The sequence below is a fragment of the Smaragdicoccus niigatensis DSM 44881 = NBRC 103563 genome, assembly GCF_000380645.1.
Classification (GTDB): domain Bacteria; phylum Actinomycetota; class Actinomycetes; order Mycobacteriales; family Mycobacteriaceae; genus Smaragdicoccus; species Smaragdicoccus niigatensis.
Genome location: NZ_AQXZ01000018.1, coordinates 578,408 through 597,413 on the forward strand (window position 1 = coordinate 578,408; position 19,006 = coordinate 597,413).

At 63.4% G+C, this 19,006-nt stretch carries 14 protein-coding genes and 1 pseudogene; 4 read left to right on the forward strand and 11 right to left on the reverse strand.

From position 1 onward, the window contains the following. Positions 1–20: 20 nt before the first annotated feature. The 3 genes from F600_RS0119055 to metH are packed head-to-tail and all read right to left on the reverse strand — an operon-like array spanning position 21 to position 7,075. On the reverse strand, positions 21–2,834 hold the full coding sequence (locus tag F600_RS0119055; RefSeq protein WP_026306719.1) for a toll/interleukin-1 receptor domain-containing protein: 2,814 nt from the start codon (positions 2,832–2,834) through the stop codon (positions 21–23). Positions 2,835–2,889: 55 nt separating this feature from the next. Continuing rightward, entirely contained in the window at positions 2,890–3,546 is a 657-nt protein-coding gene (locus F600_RS0119060) for an HAD family hydrolase (RefSeq protein WP_018162242.1), read from the reverse strand. Beyond that, on the reverse strand, positions 3,536–7,075 hold the full coding sequence (metH, locus tag F600_RS0119065) for a methionine synthase (protein ID WP_018162243.1): 3,540 nt from the start codon (positions 7,073–7,075) through the stop codon (positions 3,536–3,538). The genes F600_RS0119060 and metH overlap by 11 nt, the downstream gene beginning before the upstream one ends. Before the next feature lie 120 nt (positions 7,076–7,195). Between metH and F600_RS0119070 the strand changes: the two genes are divergently transcribed. Continuing rightward, on the forward strand, positions 7,196–8,080 hold the full coding sequence (locus F600_RS0119070) for a PAC2 family protein (RefSeq protein ID WP_018162244.1): 885 nt from the start codon (positions 7,196–7,198) through the stop codon (positions 8,078–8,080). A gap of 8 nt (positions 8,081–8,088) precedes the next feature. On the opposite strand, the gene F600_RS0119075 is transcribed toward F600_RS0119070, so the two are convergent. Both F600_RS0119075 and mshC read right to left on the reverse strand, forming a co-directional pair. Then, positions 8,089–9,090, reverse strand: a complete 1,002-nt coding sequence (locus tag F600_RS0119075; RefSeq protein ID WP_156024678.1) for an SGNH hydrolase domain-containing protein — start codon at positions 9,088–9,090, stop codon at positions 8,089–8,091. 107 nt (positions 9,091–9,197) lie between these two features. Beyond that, positions 9,198–10,436: a cysteine--1-D-myo-inosityl 2-amino-2-deoxy-alpha-D-glucopyranoside ligase gene (mshC, locus tag F600_RS0119080; protein WP_018162246.1), complete on the reverse strand. Its 1,239-nt coding sequence runs from the start codon at positions 10,434–10,436 to the stop codon at positions 9,198–9,200. Positions 10,437–10,744: 308 nt separating this feature from the next. On the opposite strand from mshC, the gene F600_RS0119085 reads away from it, so the two are divergent. Together F600_RS0119085 and F600_RS0119090 are read left to right on the forward strand one after the other, a co-directional pair. Next, positions 10,745–11,473 (forward strand): hypothetical protein, encoded by a 729-nt coding sequence (locus F600_RS0119085; protein WP_018162247.1) that lies wholly within the window; start codon positions 10,745–10,747, stop codon positions 11,471–11,473. 305 nt (positions 11,474–11,778) lie between these two features. Beyond that, positions 11,779–12,498: a hypothetical protein gene (locus tag F600_RS0119090; protein WP_018162248.1), complete on the forward strand. Its 720-nt coding sequence runs from the start codon at positions 11,779–11,781 to the stop codon at positions 12,496–12,498. A 54-nt stretch (positions 12,499–12,552) separates the two neighbouring features. Here F600_RS0119090 and F600_RS0119095 read toward each other — a convergent pair whose 3' ends face one another. The 4 genes from F600_RS0119095 to F600_RS0119110 are packed head-to-tail and all read right to left on the reverse strand — an operon-like array spanning position 12,553 to position 15,440. Then, entirely contained in the window at positions 12,553–13,305 is a 753-nt protein-coding gene (locus F600_RS0119095) for an SCO1664 family protein (RefSeq protein WP_018162249.1), read from the reverse strand. 7 nt (positions 13,306–13,312) lie between these two features. After that, positions 13,313–13,918, reverse strand: a complete 606-nt coding sequence (locus F600_RS0119100) for a DUF3090 domain-containing protein (protein WP_018162250.1) — start codon at positions 13,916–13,918, stop codon at positions 13,313–13,315. Between the two features lie 23 nt (positions 13,919–13,941). After that, entirely contained in the window at positions 13,942–14,577 is a 636-nt protein-coding gene (locus F600_RS0119105) for an MSMEG_4193 family putative phosphomutase (protein WP_018162251.1), read from the reverse strand. After that, on the reverse strand, positions 14,574–15,440 hold the full coding sequence (locus F600_RS0119110; RefSeq protein WP_156024735.1) for an undecaprenyl-diphosphate phosphatase: 867 nt from the start codon (positions 15,438–15,440) through the stop codon (positions 14,574–14,576). The genes F600_RS0119105 and F600_RS0119110 overlap by 4 nt, the downstream gene beginning before the upstream one ends. 72 nt (positions 15,441–15,512) lie before the next feature. On the opposite strand from F600_RS0119110, the gene F600_RS0119115 reads away from it, so the two are divergent. After that, the gene (locus F600_RS0119115) at positions 15,513–16,424 is read left to right on the forward strand and encodes an aldo/keto reductase (protein ID WP_026306721.1); all 912 of its coding nucleotides are present in this window, start codon (positions 15,513–15,515) and stop codon (positions 16,422–16,424) included. 12 nt (positions 16,425–16,436) lie between these two features. Here the strand turns inward: F600_RS0119115 and F600_RS28985 are convergent. Both F600_RS28985 and F600_RS0119125 read right to left on the reverse strand, forming a co-directional pair. Further along, positions 16,437–18,521 (reverse strand): annotated as a pseudogene (locus tag F600_RS28985) (MMPL family transporter); the annotation flags it as partial. Then, positions 18,512–19,006 carry a WKL family lipoprotein gene (locus tag F600_RS0119125; RefSeq protein WP_018162255.1) on the reverse strand — a complete coding sequence of 165 codons (495 nt, stop codon included), beginning with the start codon at positions 19,004–19,006 and terminating at the stop codon, positions 18,512–18,514. The gene F600_RS0119125 and the pseudogene F600_RS28985, both read right to left, overlap by 10 nt.

Here is a 19,006-nt window from a genome sequence, read left to right on the forward strand (position 1 = left end):
GGTCGCAACGCCGATGCCGTTCATCGACAGGTGGGAATGCCGTCGGGAGCGATTCCGGTCAGAACGCGCCATTCTTCGGCCGAGAGATCAGTTCCTGCGGCTGCGCACGCTTTCGCGAGCCAGACGTTCGGGTCCATCTCCCGAGTAACGACCAGGTCGTTGGTGCCTGCCAACCGGGCGACGTCGTTGACGAGCAGGCGGCCGTCTGGCGAGAAGGCGGGCCCCGTCAGCACACTGTCTCGCACAGCGGGCAACGTTCCCAGCAAGGTCGCCGTCCGCAGATCGAAGATGTCCAAGGTGTTTTCGTCTCGCCGCCGAACAACCAGGTTCCCCTGCTCATCCGCGACCGGCGCGCGGAAGTACGACTCGTCGCCGGCGATAACGCGCACCAGAGAGGAGCCGCGTTTATCCCAGACTTCGAGCTTTCCCGAAGCGCGCTGAATCAACAGAAATGGGCCTGCGAACCGGGCGTAGACCACGTCTTCACCGGCAATTTCACCCACTACCTGATGTTTTGCGAGGTCGTAGATCTGCACCGACCCGGCGATCACACTGCTGCTGAAGGGCTTGGAAACGATCGCGACCAGGTCGGCGGCAGAGCTGACGTCAGCATCTGTGTACAGGACTTGGGAAGCCTCATCCGCCGGCAGACTGGGTTTGGGAATGGTCTCTCGTATCTCACCCGTATCGGAGTCGTAAACGAAGATGACACCGTCCGCCCCGACGACGATCGCCGTCGACTTGTCAGGGGCGAGAGCGGCCGCAACAGGATCTCGGGTCCCGGGCACGATCAAGAGTTGGTTCTCTTCGATACCTGTCGCTGCGCGGGTCGGCTTGGTGGCGGCGATCAGCAAACGGCCGTTCTTTCGCCACATCGCTTGGCCCGGCACATTTGTCTTCAATTGCGGTGAATCGACAGCACTGGGAAGCGGTTCCACGGCTGCAGGCGTTTCACCGAATATTGCGATCCGCTTGCTGTCTGGAGCCACGCTGACCAGCGCAGGTCCGCACGCCCAGCACGTCGTCGACGAAAACCCGATGGTGGCCGCGTGTGCAAGCCTGTCGACCTGGTCCAAGTCCCACAGTGCGACGAGGTTCCCCGTCGCCGACACGAGATGATGGTTGTCTCCAAGGAAACTGAGCAGTCCCGACGTGACTTTCTCAGCGCCGGAGACCTCAACCGACTGTTCGGTCGCCGACATCGACAGAGTTTTCTCTTTGTCCCTTGCTACAACCGGGGCGACGAATATCGAGCCATTGTTCGCGATAGCGACTGTCGTACCATCCGAACTCAAGACGACCGAGGTGAAGGTTCCGCGAGTGGGTACCTGAGCCTCCAAGTCCCATCTGTACCCGTCCGGCAGATTGAGTCCGCGCATCTGCCACACCTGGGTCGTCGTCGAGCCCAGGGTGGCGGCAACAAACTGACCGTTGCCAGACGGAAGCGACACCATCTGGTGGCCGCCCAAGCCGAGGCTGCCGGCTTCGATCACAGTCCCGTCGCTGATCTGGCGACGCTCCCAGCGGCCGCCCGTTCCGAATGACAGAAGATCGTGATCGGTCGCAACGAGGTGGCCTGAATTCATATCCTCGGACGAATACGAGAATTGCGCTTCCGGGGTTTTCTGGCTGGTGTCCAGCACTTCGACGGTTCCATTAGTTCTCGACGTGCAACAGGAATTTATGGCCACAAACTCACCTGACGGGGACACCGCAACTGCGCTGATTCGGTCGCCGTGGAGAGCAGGCAGATTCGCCGTGGGTACGCCGGATCGCCACAGGAAAACTGAGGTCCGGCCCGCGGCCGCGACAACCGACGCATCGGCGCTGACCGCCAGTGACGTCACCGCATCGGGAAGCTTCAGCAGGGTTCGCGGCGCTGGATCGCCGATGTGCCACCGCATCACCCGGCCGTCTGCGAGACCCGCAACGATCGCCGTTCCGTCGCTGCTTCCCACGAGCTGAACTATTCGCCCGCCTGCGTCGAGGTAGCGCACGAGATACGGATTCGCCGTGTTCACCCGCATCAGCGCCGCCAGGGTCTGCGGGTTGGGATCGATCTTGTACGCACTGACAGCCAAGAGCATCGCCGCCCGCGGATTCGTTGACAGTTCGGTCACCGAGGTGGCCGCAAGCTGCCGTGCCAGCGAAATTCGGCTCTGTGTGTCTGCATGCCCCTTCTGAATCACGGCGACCACGGTGGCCACCAGCGCCCCGACAAGAAGAACTGAGAGCCCCACCAACGCGCCGCCCGCCCAACGCAAAGTGCGGCGATGCTCGATGTAAGCCTTGGACGACAGTTCGTGAACGGGCATCTGCCGAACCGCAGCCGCGATGCTCAACACGGCCGCATCGACATTGGGCCCATGATCGCTCCGTGGCACGCTGACCCAGACAGGTTCGTCGGCGAACTTCCCGCGCAGGCTCGGCGGGATCGCGTTGGAATCAGACGAGAAATCACCGATTTCGCGGTCCCATCTCAGGACGCCCGCCGTGTTCACGATGATGAGGTTGTCGAGCGGGCGGTTTTGGATCCACCAACTGACTTCTCGATCGACCCACCAGGACTGCGCAGCCTCCGGCGACGCCATCAGGATCAGCCACGTGGATTGACGAAGACCGCCTTCGATCCGGCCCCACAGTTTCGGACCCGCGCCGATGCTCGTTTTGTCGACGAATACCTTCATGACTGGCGGCCGATACCAACGTTTGGCCAGCTTTTCGATTCCGTTTTGCAGCTTGGCGATCAGCGCCCGGTCACGTTCACCGCTGTACGAAATGAAGGCGCCGAAGCCAATTGACGGAAGCCGCCGGCCAAACCGCAGCCAGGTCATTCTCGAATTGTGGCGCGGAACGACCATTGCCGCAGGCATTCATACCGGAAACGAATTAGTGCATCGCGTTGACGAGATCGCTAAGCTCCAGCCCCACCAACGACTCGCGGAAAACACGTGACGGACTGTCCGGAACCACAGCGTCGCACGGGATCACGAGCACCCGACAGCCAGCGGCCTCGGCGGATGCCACACCCGTCGGTGAGTCTTCGATCGCCAGGCAGTCAGTCGCGGCAACACCGAGCAACTCCGCCCCCCGAAGGTACGGGTCGGGAGCCGGCTTGCCGTGCGCCACTTCGTCTCCGCACACCGTGACGTCGAACCAATCGCCGGGCAGGCTGTGAATCACCCGGTCGACCTGAGCACGCTGGGTGTTCGTCACGAGGGCGGTCGGAAAACCCGCCTCGCGCACAAGTCGCAGCGCTTCGAACGCGCCCGGGCGCGCCTCGGCACCGGCGTCGAACAGTTCGCCGATGCGGTTCTTCAGCCACTTGTCCGAGGTCGCCATCGCCTCAGGGTCGGGTTCGAGCCCGAGCGCCGCGAACACGACGCGCTGCATCGTGACACCCGACGATCCGTACAGCGACACCCGGACCTCATGCGTCATCGTGCCGCCGAGATGCTCGGCAAGCTCGTAAAGCGCTATGGTCCAGAGCTTTTCAGAGTCGAGCAGAGTGCCGTCCAGGTCCCAGAGGACAGCCTTAGGCCTCATCGCGCCCGACGCTGAAGTACTTGGCCTCCGGGTGATACAGCACGAATGCGTCGGTCGACTGCTCCGGGTGCAGCTGCAACTCCTCGGAAAGCTCGACCCCGATGCGATCCGGCTTGAGCAACTCGACGAGCTGAACACGCGACTCGAGGTCCGGGCACGCCGGGTAGCCGAACGAGTAGCGCGCACCGCGGTACTTCAGGTCGAAGTAGTCCCGAACGTCCGACGGGTCCTCCGAGCCGACGCCGACTTCCTCACGGACGCGCTTGTGCCAATACTCGGCCAGCGCCTCGGTGAGCTGCACGGACAATCCGTGCACCTCGAGGTAGTCGCGGTAGTTGTTCGCCGCGTAGAGCGTGTTGGCGAACTCCGAGATCTTCGCGCCCATCGTCACGAGCTGCATCGGCCACACGTCGACCTTGCCGGTCTCGCGAGCCATGTCGCGCGAGCGGATGAAGTCGGCGATGCACAGGAATCGATCGCGGTGCTGACGCGGGAAGTGCCAGCGTGCAACTTCTTCGGCATCCGGGTCGGGTGACGCCAGCACGACGACGTCGTCCTTCTCCGACACCACTGGGAAGTAGCCGTACACGACAGCGGCCTGCTGGAGGACACCCTCGGTCGCGAAGCGGTCGAGCCAGTAGCGCAGCCGCGGCCGGCCCTCGGTCTCGACGAGCTCCTCGTACGACGGACCCTCGCCGCCACGCTGACCACGCAGTCCCCACTGACCGAGGAACAGTGCCCGCTCATCGAGCAACGCCGAATATTCGTGCAGCTGAATCCCCTTGACGATCCGCGTGCCCCAGAAGGGCGGCGTCGGCACCGGCACATCGGTGGCGACATCGGAACGCTCCGGAATCACCACCGGCACCTCGGCCGCGCGCCGCTTGGCCGCGATCTCCTCCGAACGCCGGTGGCGGGCCAACCGTTCCTGGCGCTTACGCTCCTCCTCTTCGTCGTCTTCGACGAGGATGCCGCGCTTGCGGGACATGATGACGTCCATGAGCTTGAGACCCTCGAACGCGTCGCGGGCGTAGCTCACCTTGCCGTCATAGACCTCGGACAAGTCGAATTCGACGTACTTGCGCGTCAGGGCAGCGCCACCGAGCAAGACCGGGAACTGCTCGGCCACACCGCGGGCGTTGAGTTCCTGCAGGTTCTCCTTCATCACCACGGTCGACTTCACGAGCAGACCCGACATGCCGATGACGTCGGCACGCTTGTCGATCGCGGCGTCGAGAATCGTCGAGATCGGCTGCTTGATCCCGAGGTTGATGACCTCGTAGCCGTTGTTGCTGAGGATGATGTCGACGAGGTTCTTGCCGATGTCGTGGACGTCGCCCTTGACCGTCGCAAGCACAATGCGGCCCTTGCCACTGTCGTCGGTGACGGGCATGTGCGGTTCGAGGTACGCGACCGCGGTCTTCATGACCTCGGCCGACTGCAGTACGAACGGGAGCTGCATCTTTCCGGAACCGAACAGCTCACCGACAGTCTTCATGCCGTTGAGCAGCACATCGTTGATGATCTCGAGCGCCGGCTTCTGGGTCAGGGCCTCTTCGAGGTCCTCGCTCAGGCCTTCCTTTTCACCATCGACGATGCGCTGCGCCAGACGCTCGAAGAGCGGCAGCGCGAGCAACTCGTTGTGGCGAGTCAGCTTGGCGTCGCTCGTCGTCACGCCGTCGAAAAGTTCGAGCAGCTTCTGCAGCGGGTCGTACCCGTCGCGGCGACGGTCGTAGATGAGGTCGAGTGCGACTTCGCGCCGATCGTCCGGGATCTTCGCCATCGGCAGGATCTTCGACGAGTGCGCGATTGCAGTCGTCAGACCGGCTTGTACGCACTCATGCAGGAACACCGAGTTCAGGACCTGGCGAGCGGCCGGGTTCAGACCGAAGGAGATGTTCGACAGACCGAGCGTCGTCTGGACGCGCGGGTGCTTCTCCTTGAGCAGCCGGATCGCCTCGATCGTTTCGAGGCCGTCGCGACGGCTCTCCTCCTGACCCGTGCAGATGGTGAACGTCAGGGTGTCGATGATGATGTCGCTCTCGTCGACACCCCAGTTCTCGGTGATGTCCTTGATGAGCCGGTCCGCGATCTGAATCTTGTGCTGGGCCGTACGCGCCTGGCCGTGCTCGTCGATCGTCAACGCGACGACCGCGGCACCGTGCTCGGCGACAAGTTCCATCGTCTTGACGAACCGCGAATCCGGACCGTCGCCGTCTTCGTAGTTGACGGAGTTGATCGCGCAGCGACCACCGAGGTGCTCGAGACCGGCCTTGAGCACCGGGGTCTCGGTCGAGTCGAGCATGATCGGCAGTGTCGACGCCGTCGCCAGACGAGACGCCAGTTCCGCCATGTCCACCGCGCCGTCCCGGCCGACGTAGTCAACACAGAGGTCGAGCATGTGTGCGCCGTCGCGCGTCTGCTCCTTGGCGATGCCGAGGCACTTCTCCCAGTCCTGCGCGAGCATCGCATCGCGGAATGCCTTGGAGCCGTTGGCGTTCGTGCGCTCGCCGATCATCATGACGCTCGCGTCCTGGGCGAACGGAACCTGCGTGTAAAGGCTGGCGACCGACGGCTCGTGAAGCGGCTTGCGCGCGCTCTTCTCGGTTTCGCGGATCGCTTCGGCGACCTGGCGGATGTGTTCCGGCGTCGTTCCACAGCAGCCACCGACGAACGCGAGTCCATAATCGCGGACGAAACCGCTCAACGCCTCCGCAAGCTCGGCCGGCTCGAGCGGGTATTCGGCGCCGTGTGTGCCAAGAATCGGCAGACCCGCATTCGGCATGACCGACACCGGGATCTTGGCGTGCTTCGAGAGGTGGCGGAGGTGCTCGCTCATCTCGGCGGGACCGGTCGCGCAGTTGAGACCGATCATGTCGATACCGAGCGGCTCGATCGCGGTGAGGGCAGCGCCGATCTCCGAACCGACGAGCATCGTGCCCGTGGTTTCGACCGTCACGTGGGTGATGATCGGGATCCGGCGGCCCGCCTTCGCCATCGCCCGCTGGCTACCGATGACGGCGGCCTTGACCTGCAGCAGGTCCTGGCACGTCTCGACGAGGATTGCGTCGGCGCCACCGTCGAGCATGCCGAGCGCGGCCTCGGTGTACGCATCCCGCAGCGACGCGAACGGTGCATGGCCGAGCGTCGGAAGCTTGGTACCCGGTCCCAGAGATCCGAGAACGAAACGGCCACCGCCGAATTCGTCGGCGACCTCACGAGCGAGGCGCGTGCCCTTCTCCGACAGATCGCGAATGCGGTCCGCAATGTCGTAGTCCGCGAGGTTGGGCAGATTGCAACCGAAGGTGTTCGTCTCGACGGCGTCCGCACCGGCCTCGAAGTACGCGCGGTGAATATTCCGGATGACATCCGGACGGGTGTCGTTCAGGATTTCGTTGCATCCCTCGAGTCCGACGAAGTCGTCCAACGTGAGATCTGCAGCCTGAAGCATCGTGCCCATCGCGCCATCGCCGATGAGAACGCGCTGGCTCAGGGCATCAAGGAACGCCGACTGCAGGAGGGGAGGCATAGACTCCACATTAGTGGTCCCTGCAAATACGTTGTGCTCCGATCGTAGGACACGCGGCAGTGTCGCAGTAGAACCAACGGACACGAGCTAATGTCCACGGACGCCGATGAAGGTAGGTAGATGAGCGCCAGCGAGCAGTCCGACAGCGAGCTCGAGATTCCGGTTCTCCGAGACCCGGTGCTGGTCGCGGCGTTTGAAGGTTGGAACGACGCCGGTGATGCCGCCAGTGCCGCTCTCGAACACCTCGAGCTCATCTGGGACGCCGAACCGCTCGCCGAACTCGACGCCGAGGACTACTACGACTACCAGGTGAATCGGCCGACCGTTCGCCAGGTCGACGGTGTGACCCGCGAAATTCAGTGGCCCTCGACGACCATCGCGATCGCTTCCCCGCCCGGCGCCAACCGCGATGTCGTTCTTCTCCACGGCATCGAGCCGAACATGCGCTGGCGTGCGTTCTGCTCGGACATCCTCGATTTCATCGAAGAACTCGGCGTCACGAAGGTCGTCATCCTCGGCGCACTGCTCGCGGACACTCCGCACACTCGCCCGGTTCCGATCACCGGCTCGGCGTATAGCGAAGAGGCTGCCAAGCAGTACGCGCTCGAGCAGACCAAGTACGAAGGCCCCACCGGAATCGCCGGTGTTCTGCAGGATGCGTGCGTTCGGGCCGGCGTACCGGCGCTGTCCTTCTGGGCGGCCGTTCCGCATTACGTCTCGCAGCCGCCGAACCCGAAGGCGACGCTCGCGCTTCTGCACCGCGTGGAAGAGGTTCTCGACGTCGAGGTGCCGCTCGCCGAATTGCCGGCCCAGGCCGAGGAATGGGAGCAGACCGTCAACGAGATGGTCGCCGACGACGAGGAGATCACCGAGTACGTCCGCACGCTCGAGGAGCGCGGTGACGCCGAGGTCAATCTCTCGGAGGCGGTCAGCAAGATCGACGGCGACGCGATCGCGGCCGAGTTCGAACGCTACCTGCGCCGGCGCGGGCCGGGTCGGCTGTAGTTCGGCCCTTAGTTGGGCTTTGCCGCCTTGACCGGCGTGCCCAATCCCATCTGGCGACCGAGTTCATCGGTGAGACTGCGGACGAACGTCGCGCTCAGGTGGTGCCAGTCCTTGTAGACGATCATGTTTCCGACGACGGCGGGGCATTCCGTTGCCGTGCACAGCGCGGGAGTCAGGTCCAGCGACTTGAACAGCGGACGCGACGATGCGAATTCGACCGCCGGGTTCACCGGCGCGACGACGACGTCACGCACGCTGCCGCACGCATCCGCGTCTCCGCCTTGCGACAGACAGGTCGGCGTCTCCCAGTCCCCCGATGTGCTGCGCGGCCACGGCGTATCCCGCAGTCCGTAGACCGTGATTCCGGCGCTCATGAGCTGATCGAAGGCATCGACGTAGCCCGGCGGCAGCCAGTCCCCCATGCCGCTCGGCGCGGGCCGAGTCGACGTCGTGAAGACCGCGTACGGCTTTTCGTGCTTGAGCCGATCGAGCACGCGCAGGTCCCAGTCGTAGCACTCGGGGTACGGCGTGAAGTCGGTCTTGAGCGGCTTCGGATCAGTCGACAGCGGGCAGCCCATCTTCAGGTACGTCTTGACCTTGAAGCCGTTGCGCTTGCCCAGAATGTCGAGCGCTGTGATCCACATTTCGGCATGCGAGCCACCGACCAGCGCGATCGTGCGCTTTGACTGGCGATCACCGTAGACGCCGACCTTGATCTGGGACTCGGTGAAGTCGCTGATCACCTTGTCGATCGTGGTCTGCGGGAAGTCCTGCTCGACCTTGTCCAACGACGGGATCGGAGGCAGGGCGGGAACATTCAGTCCTTCGAGCAGCGCCCGCCCACCCGGATACTTCGTCGGGTCCGGCCCGGCCGGGATCGACGACGAATCAGCGGTCGGAGCGCTCGTGCCGACAACCGCCGCACTGCCGGTTTGCGAGCAGCCAGCAAGAAGGACGGCGCCGGCGACGAGAAAACTCGCGCAGCGCATGCGCGAAAACACTCGAGACACGGGCAGAAGACTCCATCGGGCGTAGACAGGCACGGACGAGTAGCGGGAACCGGTCAGCAAATTATGCCAAGCCCCGGCGACCAAGATCACCGTATCGAAATGACGGTTTAGACGGAAATGCCCAGCAAGGCGTCCACTGTGCGGAACACCAAGTCGGGCGCAGCACTGTCGTTGCCCCCGATGTCAAGGGCGTGTTTGCACCAACCATCGACGGCCGCAAGCGCTTTCGGCGTATCAAGATCATCGGCGAGGTGCTGGCGCAGTCTGGCCACCGTATCTTCGGCGTTCGGGCCGGCGGAAAGGTCGCACGCACGGCGCCACAACGCGAGTCTCTGCTCTGCATCAGAGAGGACTGTAGCCGTCCATGCCCGGTCCTCGCGGTAGTGACGGGACATCAAACCGAGCCGGACCGCCATGGGGTCGACGCCGGTCCCCCGCAGCTTCGAAACGAACACGAGATTGCCGCGGCTCTTCGACATCTTCTCGCCGTCGAGCCCGATCATCCCCGTGTGCACATAGTGGCGCGCGAACCGGACGCCCGGGTGCAGCGCCTCCGCGTGCGCGGCGCTGAATTCGTGATGCGGGAAGACGAGATCCGAACCGCCACCCTGGATGTCGAATTCGACGCCGATGCGGTTCACGGCGATAGCCGAGCACTCAATGTGCCAGCCGGGGCGGCCGGGGCCGAACGGCGACGGCCACGACGGCTCACCCGGACGTGCCGCACGCCAGATGAGCGCGTCGAGCGGGTCCCGCTTGCCCGGCCGGTCGGGGTCGCCCCCACGCTCGGCGAAGAACTGCTCCATGGTCGAGCGATCGAACCCGGACTCGTAGCCGAATGATTCGGTCGCATCGATCGAGAAGTAGACGTCCGGAAACTCGGCGTCGTCGACGACATAGGCAGCGCCGGCAGCGACGAGCTTTTCGGCCATCGCAACAACTTCCGGAATGGACTCGACCGCACCGATGTAGTCGCGAGGAGGCAGCACCCGGAGGGCCTCCATGTCCTCGCGGAAGAGCGCGGTCTCCCGAAGGCCGAGAACGACCCAGTCTTCGTTGTCTCGGTTGGCGCGCTCGAACAACGGATCGTCGACGTCCGTCACGTTCTGCACGTAATGAACCTGGTGGCCCTGGTCCCGGAGAACTCGGTTGATGAGATCGAACGTCACATAGGTGGCGGCATGTCCTAGGTGCGTTGCGTCGTACGGAGTGATTCCACAGACGTACATCGTCGCGGTCTTGCCGGGACTGACCGGACGGACGGCTCGATCGGAGGTGTCGTAAAGCCGTAAAGCGGGACCTTGCCCCGGAATCACAGGGACATCGACACACGACCACGACTGCATGGTTCGAGACTAGCGGAGGGCCCCGGGAGTGAAATCGGACAAAGTCTCACAGTCGTCAGAGGGCTCTAGTGCACACCTAGTAACTGAAGATTGAATTAGATAGCTCGAAAGCGTCTTAAAGATGAACGGAAGTTAACAACACGCATTTCATATCACAATTGCCACTAATGGAAATAGCCCCTGAGGGGAAATTCACAACCTGCAATTCCTGATAACGCAGGTCACAGCAATGGCCGATAGCGTCTGTGAGTCGGGAGTCACAACCCGATCACGTCCTTTTGAAATTCGCTCGAAAGTTGCTCACGAATATGAATCTGAAGTCCATCAAGCGCGTTGCCGTGCTGACGATCCCGGTTGCCGCCGCCATCGCAACCTCCATGGCGCCTGCTAGCGCTGCGGTTGGCGACTACACCACCAAGACCTACATCGCGTGGGACTACGAACTCACCGACAAGGACGCGACGACCGGCAGCCAGTGCGACCTCAATGGCAAGGCTCCGCTCGACGCGACGAAGAACGGCCAGAGCGTGACCCCGCCCGAAGAGGTCGGCGGCTACTGCAAGAGCAACGACGGCAAGATCGGTTACACCCATGACGTCGTCAAGGACACCAACAAGTACTACGGCGAGCTGAACCTCGGCAAGGACGACAAGGGCAAGCCGACCGGTTCCGCCATCGGTGGCAACATCATCACCAATGACCAGGGCACCGTGACCGGTGACGAGCTCTACTACAAGACCGACTACAACAAGGTCAACGGCCCGACCGGCAAGAACGACCCGGCCGACCAGCAGTACCAGGTCGGCGTCAAGCAGACCAACGTCGACACCACCCCGCAGACCATCGTGTACGCACAGGACCAGAACCGTGCTGGCGACCAGCTCGGCGTGCAGTACAACACCACCAACGGTGAGGTCAGCGTTTACACCAAGTACGTCGACGACACCCACACGATCGGCACCGCCGGTGAGGCCGGCTCGGCCACACTGACCCCGACCACCGAGTCGTCGTACGTCATCGCCGACACCAAGCCCTGATAGTTCAGGACTGACGGCTCAGAACTGACACAGAGCGCCGCAGGCGGGTTTGAAGAACCCACCTGCGGCGCTTTTTCGCGCCACACACACTCAGGCAACATGCCGGTTACACTGGCGGTACACAGATTTAAGATTAGGCTTGGCTTACCATACTTTCTCGTTCCTGAGAAGGGCATGAGGACAAACTCACAAACCCCAGGTCGCAGTAACGCGCGTCTCACAGCGCGTCGATACGGTCGGTGAGTCCGATCACAAAATCGGATGAACCTACCGAATCGTCGTTGCGCTCGAAAGTTGCTGCCCTCATGAACACGAAGTCCTTGAAGCGAGTTACTCGCGTTGCCGCTGTCCTCTCCGTTCCTGTCGCCGCCGCGATGATCGTGACCGCCGGCCCGGCCACCGCAGTCAGTGCCGGTGAGCTTCTGGTCACCACGACCATCGACTACGACTACGCGGTCATCGACAACACGGATGACGACGGCAACGGCTTCGTGGCAGGCGTCAACGGTTCGATCCCGGTGTTCTCGAACGACCCGGAAGCGGCAACCGAAACCAACATCTACGCGACGTACACGCAGCCCACGTACTCCCTCGGCTACACGTACAACGTCGAAGACAACCTCAGCACCGTGACCGCCGAGGTGTACCCGGCGGACAACGTCACCGTCGGCATCACCGCCGACAGCTCCGGCGACGCGAGCGTCTACGCCGGTTACGACGACGGAACGGTCGCGTTTGGTGGCGCGTACGACCTCAAGACCGGCGAGACGACCGTCAACGCCAGCTACACGACCGACCAGTACAGCGTCGGCGGCGAGGCGAACCTCACCACCGGTGAGGCCAGCGTCTACGGCGAGATCTACCCGGACGCGAACACCACGCTCGGCGTCACCGCATCGAACGACGGCAGCTCGAGCCTCTACGGCTCGCACACCACCGACATCAACGACAACGTCTCGGTGACCACGTCGTTCGAGTACGGCCTCACCAACGCCAAGGACAGCCAGGCTCCGGAAACTCCGTAGTCCCGGTCCGACCCGAAAGCCGCAGGTACGCCTGCGGCTTTCGTCGTTCCGGTATCAGAATGGCGGCCACGGAATCGGCCGCCGTGTCCCCGGGAAAGGGAGCACCGGCGTATCGATCAGTCGCTTCGTACGCTGTCGCAGTGCGCTAATCTCCGTGGCCGTGAGGTAGTCCCCCAACTCGAGCGGTGAACTGATCAACCGGCGGAGGTCGTCGACCAATTCCTCGGGAATCCGCTCGCCCGCCCAACCCCACAGCACCGTGCGCAGCTTCGGTTCCGAGTGCAGGCAGATCCCATGATCGACGCCGTAGACGTAGCCGTCCTCGCCGTTCAGGGCATGACCGCCCTTCCGGTCGGCGTTGTTGAGGACGATGTCGAGAACCGCCAGCCGAAACAGTCGCGGATCGTCCGCGTGACTCAGGGACACCGGATTACCGGCGGTGTCCTCGCCGCGCAGTACCTCGCGGTAGCCGTCGGGCACCGCGTCCACCGGAGTGAGGTCGACCAATTCGGGTCCCGCCGAGGTGACCCACCGCTGCACCATTCCCTCGCCATACGGGCCATCGCGCAGAATCGTCTCGGGAATCGCGTTCCAACCAAGGGCCTCGGAGATGCGGTACGACGCGACCTCACGACCCGCGAGTGTCCCGTCCGGGAAGTCCCACAGCGGTTGCTCACCCTGAATCGGCTTGTAAACACACCGCATTCGCTCGTCGCCGAGCACTGCTTCGCACACCAGCGTGACATTGCTGGCGGTCCGGATCTGGCCCAGAACATTGAGCTCGCCGGCGACGAGCACTTGGGTCATCGGCAGATCATTCGTCGTCGGAGTCGTCGTCTTCTTCGGGTTCGACTCGAACCTCGAACTGGCCGCGACGGTATCCGTTGAGGCGCACGCACATATGACCCTGGGGGCTGAGCGGCTCACCGCACAGCGGACACGGCGGGCGACCAGCCGAGACGACCCGAGATGAACGCGCGGCGAACTGGCGGGCCTGGATCGGAGTCAGGAAGACGCGAACCGCGTCGGGTCCCTCATCGGTGTCGTCCAGCACGACGGACTCATCGAGCTCGCCCTCGGTGAGCTCGAGCAGTTCGACGACCACCGAGCCTGATTCGGCATCCCAACCCAGCCCCATCGTGCCCACGCGGAATTCCGCATCGATCGGCGTGACCAGCGGATTCAAATCGCCGACTTCGACTTCGGCGTCCGGGACTTCGGCGCCGAAGCGGCGGCGAACTTCTTCGAGCAACAGACCCATGCGGTCGGCGAGGATCTTGACCTGCGCCTTCTCCAAGACAACGGAGACAACTCGGGCCTGTTGGATGGCCTGAAGGTAGAAAATCCGGTCTCCGGGCTCCCCCACGGTGCCAGCGATGAATCTTTCCGGGTTGCGGAAAATGTGAATCGATCGCGACAAGCTTTCACACCTCCCTATCGGTTCTATCCACCAGGCCGAACTGTTCCATTATCGCTGCCGAATCCAAGATCAGCACCGGCGTCGTTCATCCGCAACACAAGTGGGCCGACTTCGGAATATCGAATGACGCTGATCGAGGCCGGTGAGACATGCAGACGCTGGTACCCGTCAAAGTGCAAACCGAGTGCATCCGCGAGGATGGATTTGATGACATCGGCATGCGTACAGGCGACCCACACGGTGTCTCGACCGAATTCCCGGTCGAGCCGTTTGACTGCGTCCACGGCCCGACGCTGCATCGATTGCAACGATTCCCCATTCGGGAACACCGCGCCCGACGGGTGTCGCTGAATCACTTTCCACAGCGGCTCTTGGACGAGTTCGCTCAGTGGCCGGCCGGTCCAATCGCCATAGTCGACCTCGGACAGATCGTCCTCGACGACCGGCGTCAGACCGGTGCGGGCAACGAGTGGAGCCAGCGTCAATTCGCAACGCAGCATCGGCGACCGCACGAGGGCAGACACCTTCATCAGCCGCTCGGACACCGCCTCGGCTTGGATCTGCCCCTTCTCGGTGAGCCCGACACCTGGGGTGCGCCCGGCGAGGATCGCGCCCACGTTCGCGGTGGACTCGCCGTGACGCAGCAGAACGACTGTCACGCTGCCTGAACCACTCCGGCCGCCAACAGGCCATAAACACCGAGTCCCAGGGCGATGCGGTAACCCACGAACCAGTTCAGCGAGTGGTCGATGACGAACTTCAGCAACCACGCGATGACGGCATAGCCGAGGAAGAACGCGATGAGGGTCGCGACCGCGAGTTGCGCGTGGCTGGCCGACGCCAGGACCTGACCGGACTTGCCGACGAGTTCGCCGTCGGACTTGAGGACCTTCATGAGTTCGTACAGACCCGACGCCGTCACGGCCGGGATCGCCAGCAGGAACGAGAACCGAACCGCGGTCTCACGGGTGAGACCGATGAACAGACCAGCACTCGACGTCGCACCGGAACGGGAGACACCGGGGATGAGCGCCAGGCACTGCGCCAGACCCATGAAGATGCCGTCGCGCATCGTGAACTGTTCGATCGGGCGGGCCTGCGTCGCGACCTTTTCAGCGAGGGCGATGACGAGGGCGAAGACGATCAAGGTCGTGCCGGTGATCCACAGATTCCGGAACGTCGATTCGATGACGTCCGACAGCAGGAGACCGAGCACTCCGATCGGGATCGTGGCGATGATGACAGACCAGCCGATGCGGTAGTCGAGGTTGCGCTCCGCCGGATTCACGAGGCCCTTGAACCACGACGCGATGATCCGGAAAATGTCCTTCGCGAAGTACACCAAGACGGCGGTTTCGGTGCCCAGCTGAGTGACCGCGGTGAACGAAGCACCGGCGTCGTTGTCCCAGAAAACCGCCGACACAATGCGCAAATGCGCCGAAGAGGACACCGGTAAGAATTCGGTCAGACCCTGCACCACAGCCAGTACGACAGCTTCAAGCCAACTCATCTGCACCCCGATGACTGTACCGGCGCGGCACCGTTCAAGGTCGCCACACGCTACTACTGTGGGCAGCGTGAAGGTCGAGGCACCATGAAGCAGCGACGACTGGGACGAAGCGGACTTCGCGTCTCCCGACTGGGCCTCGGGACGCAAACCTGGGGCCGCGAGACCTCCCCCGATGAAGCCTCCGCACAGTTGACGGCGTTCACCGAGGCCGGTGGCAATCTCGTCGACACTTCCCCTCTTTTTGCCCGTGGGCGGGCACAAATGATCCTCGCGAACCTCCTCGACGACGTCGTTCCGCGCGACTCGCTCGTCCTGAGCGCATGCTCGGGCGACTTCACCGACGCCGACCCGGACTCCTCACGGCGGGCACTGCTCATCGAGCTCGATCACACGCTCGAGACGCTGGGCACCGACTATCTCGACATCTGGCAGGTCGCGGGCTGGGATCCGCACACTCCCGTCGACGAACTCGCCCAGACGCTCGACTACGCGATCACCTCGGGACGCGTCCGCTATGCCGCGCTGCGCGATCATCGCAGCTGGCAGCTGGCGACCGTCCAGGCCCGCTCGCGCGGAGTGGCCGCCACCCAGCAGCCGTTTTCGTTGCTCGACCGCAGTGCTGAGACGGACCTGCTACCCGCCGCGGAGTTCCTCGGACTGGGTTTCTTCGCCTCGATGCCGCTGGCCGGCGGCGTTTTGACCGGCAAATACATCTCCGGTGTGCCGAAGGATGCCCGGGCCGCAGTCGACCCCCTGATGAACATCGATCTCATCGACGAACGCACCAACCGAGTGGTCGATGCCGTGCTCACCGCAGCTGACGGTCTCGCGACCTCGCCGCTAGCGGTTGCTCTGTCCTGGGCCCGCGACCACAGTGGTGTCACCAGCGCGATCGTCGGGGCGCGGGATGCCGCCCAGCTCACCGGCGCTCTCGCCGCCGAATCCCTCGACCTGCCCAAGGCCATTGCCGCGGCCCTCGACGACGTGAGCCGGTAGCGGCCGCTTACCCCAGGTACGGTCACCAACCACCATCATGAGCGCCGGGACCAGCAGCATCCGGATGATCGTCGCGTCGAGAATCAGTGCCGCAATAAGCCCATACGCGATGCACTTCATGATGACGAGATCGCTGAACGCGAAGGCGCCAGTGACGACGATGAGGATCGCCGCAGCTGCCGCGATCACCCCGCCGGTGTGCGCGGTTCCGTACCGAATGGCTTCTCGAGTGTCCGCGCCGGCATCGTGCGCCTCGACCATCCGCGACATCAGGAACAGCTCGTAGTCCGTCGAGAGACCGAACACGCACGTCACGATCATCACGACGACGGGGAACATCAATGGGCCAGGCGTGAATCCGATGAGCCCGGACAGATGTCCGTCGTGGAATATCCACGCCAGCACGCCGAGCGCCGATCCCAGACTCAAGCCACTCATGATGATCGCGCGCAACGCCAGCCACACCGAACCGAAGGCCACCATCATCAGCGCGAACGACGCGAGCACCATGATCCCGAGGAGGTAGGGCAGGCGGTCGATGAGTCCGTTGATCGCGTCGCGCTCGAGCGTGGGCACCCCGGCCACGTAGATCGTCACTCCAGGCGGAGCCGCAATCTCCCGAAGTCCATGTACGACAAAGTCGGCTGCATCTCGCTCGACGAGACCGGCGGCCAGGACGTTGACGCCATCCTTCGTCGGTTCGGTCGCCTCGAATCCCCCGGAGATCCCGCCGACGGCGTTGGCTTCGGCACGGATCTCGCTGAGCTGCTCGTTACTCGCGCCGACAATGACGAGCTTGACCGGCTCGGTTCGGAAGTTCGGGAAGATCCGGTCGAAGTCCTCCTGCGCCACGCGCGTCGGACTGCCCTCGGACAGATACTGCACGCCGATGCCACCGAACGTGACATGGGAGAACGGTGTGGCCAGGATGATCAGGAACGCCGAGAGTCCGACAGTCATCAACTTCGGCCGCTTCATCGCGAACACAGCCATCCGTGACCAGATACCGGCATCGATCTGGGCTGCCGTCCGAGTGCGAGAGAACTTCTTGATGCTCAGCGAATCGATCCGTGGCCCGAGGAGATACAGCACGGCCGGAAGTACCGTCACCGAGAAAATCGCAGCCAGAACTACGGTGCTGATCGTGCCGTAGGGCATCGAACGCGCGACGCCCATCGGATAGATGAACAGGCCGGCCATGCACACGGCGATGATCGACGAGGAGAACAGGATCGTCCGGCCGGCGCCGCGCACGGCCCGCTGAACAGCCACCGCGGGCGTCGCGCCTTCGGCGATCTCCTCTCGGAATCGGCTGACCATCAAGAGGCCGTAGTCGATCGCCAGGGCCATGCTGATGAGCGTCACAACGGCATTGGCAAACGCATTGACCTCGGTGAACTCGGTCGCGATCCGCATGATGCCGCGGGCTCCGAAAACGGTGAGCACACCGACCATCACCGGCAGGATCGCCGCGATTGCGCCGCCGAAGACAAAGAACAGCAGGATCGCGACAAGCGGCATCGCGATCATCTCGGCGCGCTTGATGTCCTCCTGCATGCCGACGTTGAGGGCATCGACGACCGGTTGCAGGCCGGCCAGCTGAACCTTCAGACCCGGGACTTCCAGGCCCGAACGCACGTCACGGAAGAACTCGAGGGTCTTCGTTCCACCGCCTCCGTTGAGGCCGATGCTGGCGAACGCGTGCTGGCGGGTCGGGTCGGCGAATTGCGCTGAGAAGGCGTAGTCCCAGTAGCTGTCGACCTTCAGAATCTGCTTGGGGTACTTCTGCTTGAGGTTGTCGAGAAGGTTCTGCGCCGCGTCGCGGTACTGCGGCTCGTCGACCGTGTGCCCGGGCGGTGCCGTGTACAGGGCGATGATGTCGCCGTCGGTGTCGCGCCCGAACGTCTTGTCCGCAATCAGCGAGCCCTTCACGGAGTCACTCGCGGTGTTGAACCAGCCCTCTTGGCTCAGGCGGCTGTCGAGATCGTGGCCGTACAGGCCGAACGACAATGCGACCGACGCAAGCAGCGCGATGACCACGAAAGGCCATCGGACGACTGTGTCGGCGAGCCAGACGAACGGGTTCTTCACCCGCACGCCTTGGACTTGTAGTCGTTGCTCGTCAGGATTCCGCACAAGTCTGAGCGCGAGAGCTTCCACTTGCCGTCAATGGCAATGAAGTGGACCGGAATCGAGTGGACCTGACGGCCATCGCCCGACTTGTCCAGCCGGAAGGTCGCGGTGACCGTGCCGTCATGGTTGTCGAAAACCGGATCGACAACCGTGAACTGGGCATTCGGGTTCTTGTTCCGCGCATCCTGGAAACTGGGCAGGTCACCCTTGAACAGGTAGCCGTCCTGAATCAGATCAAGACGTTCTGCCTCCGGCACCTTCGGGTCGAGGGCCGCATGGAAGCGCTGATCGAGCGTCTGGGCCGTCGGCGCCGGCAGTTTTCCGTACGACGGGTTCGTCGTATAGGTCCCGCTTGGCTTGTAGGTGACGTCCGGGCCGCCGCACGCGGCTAGTCCCGCGGCCAATGCCACAGCGGCGATCGATGTGAAAACCTTCTGCGGCGCTGTCAC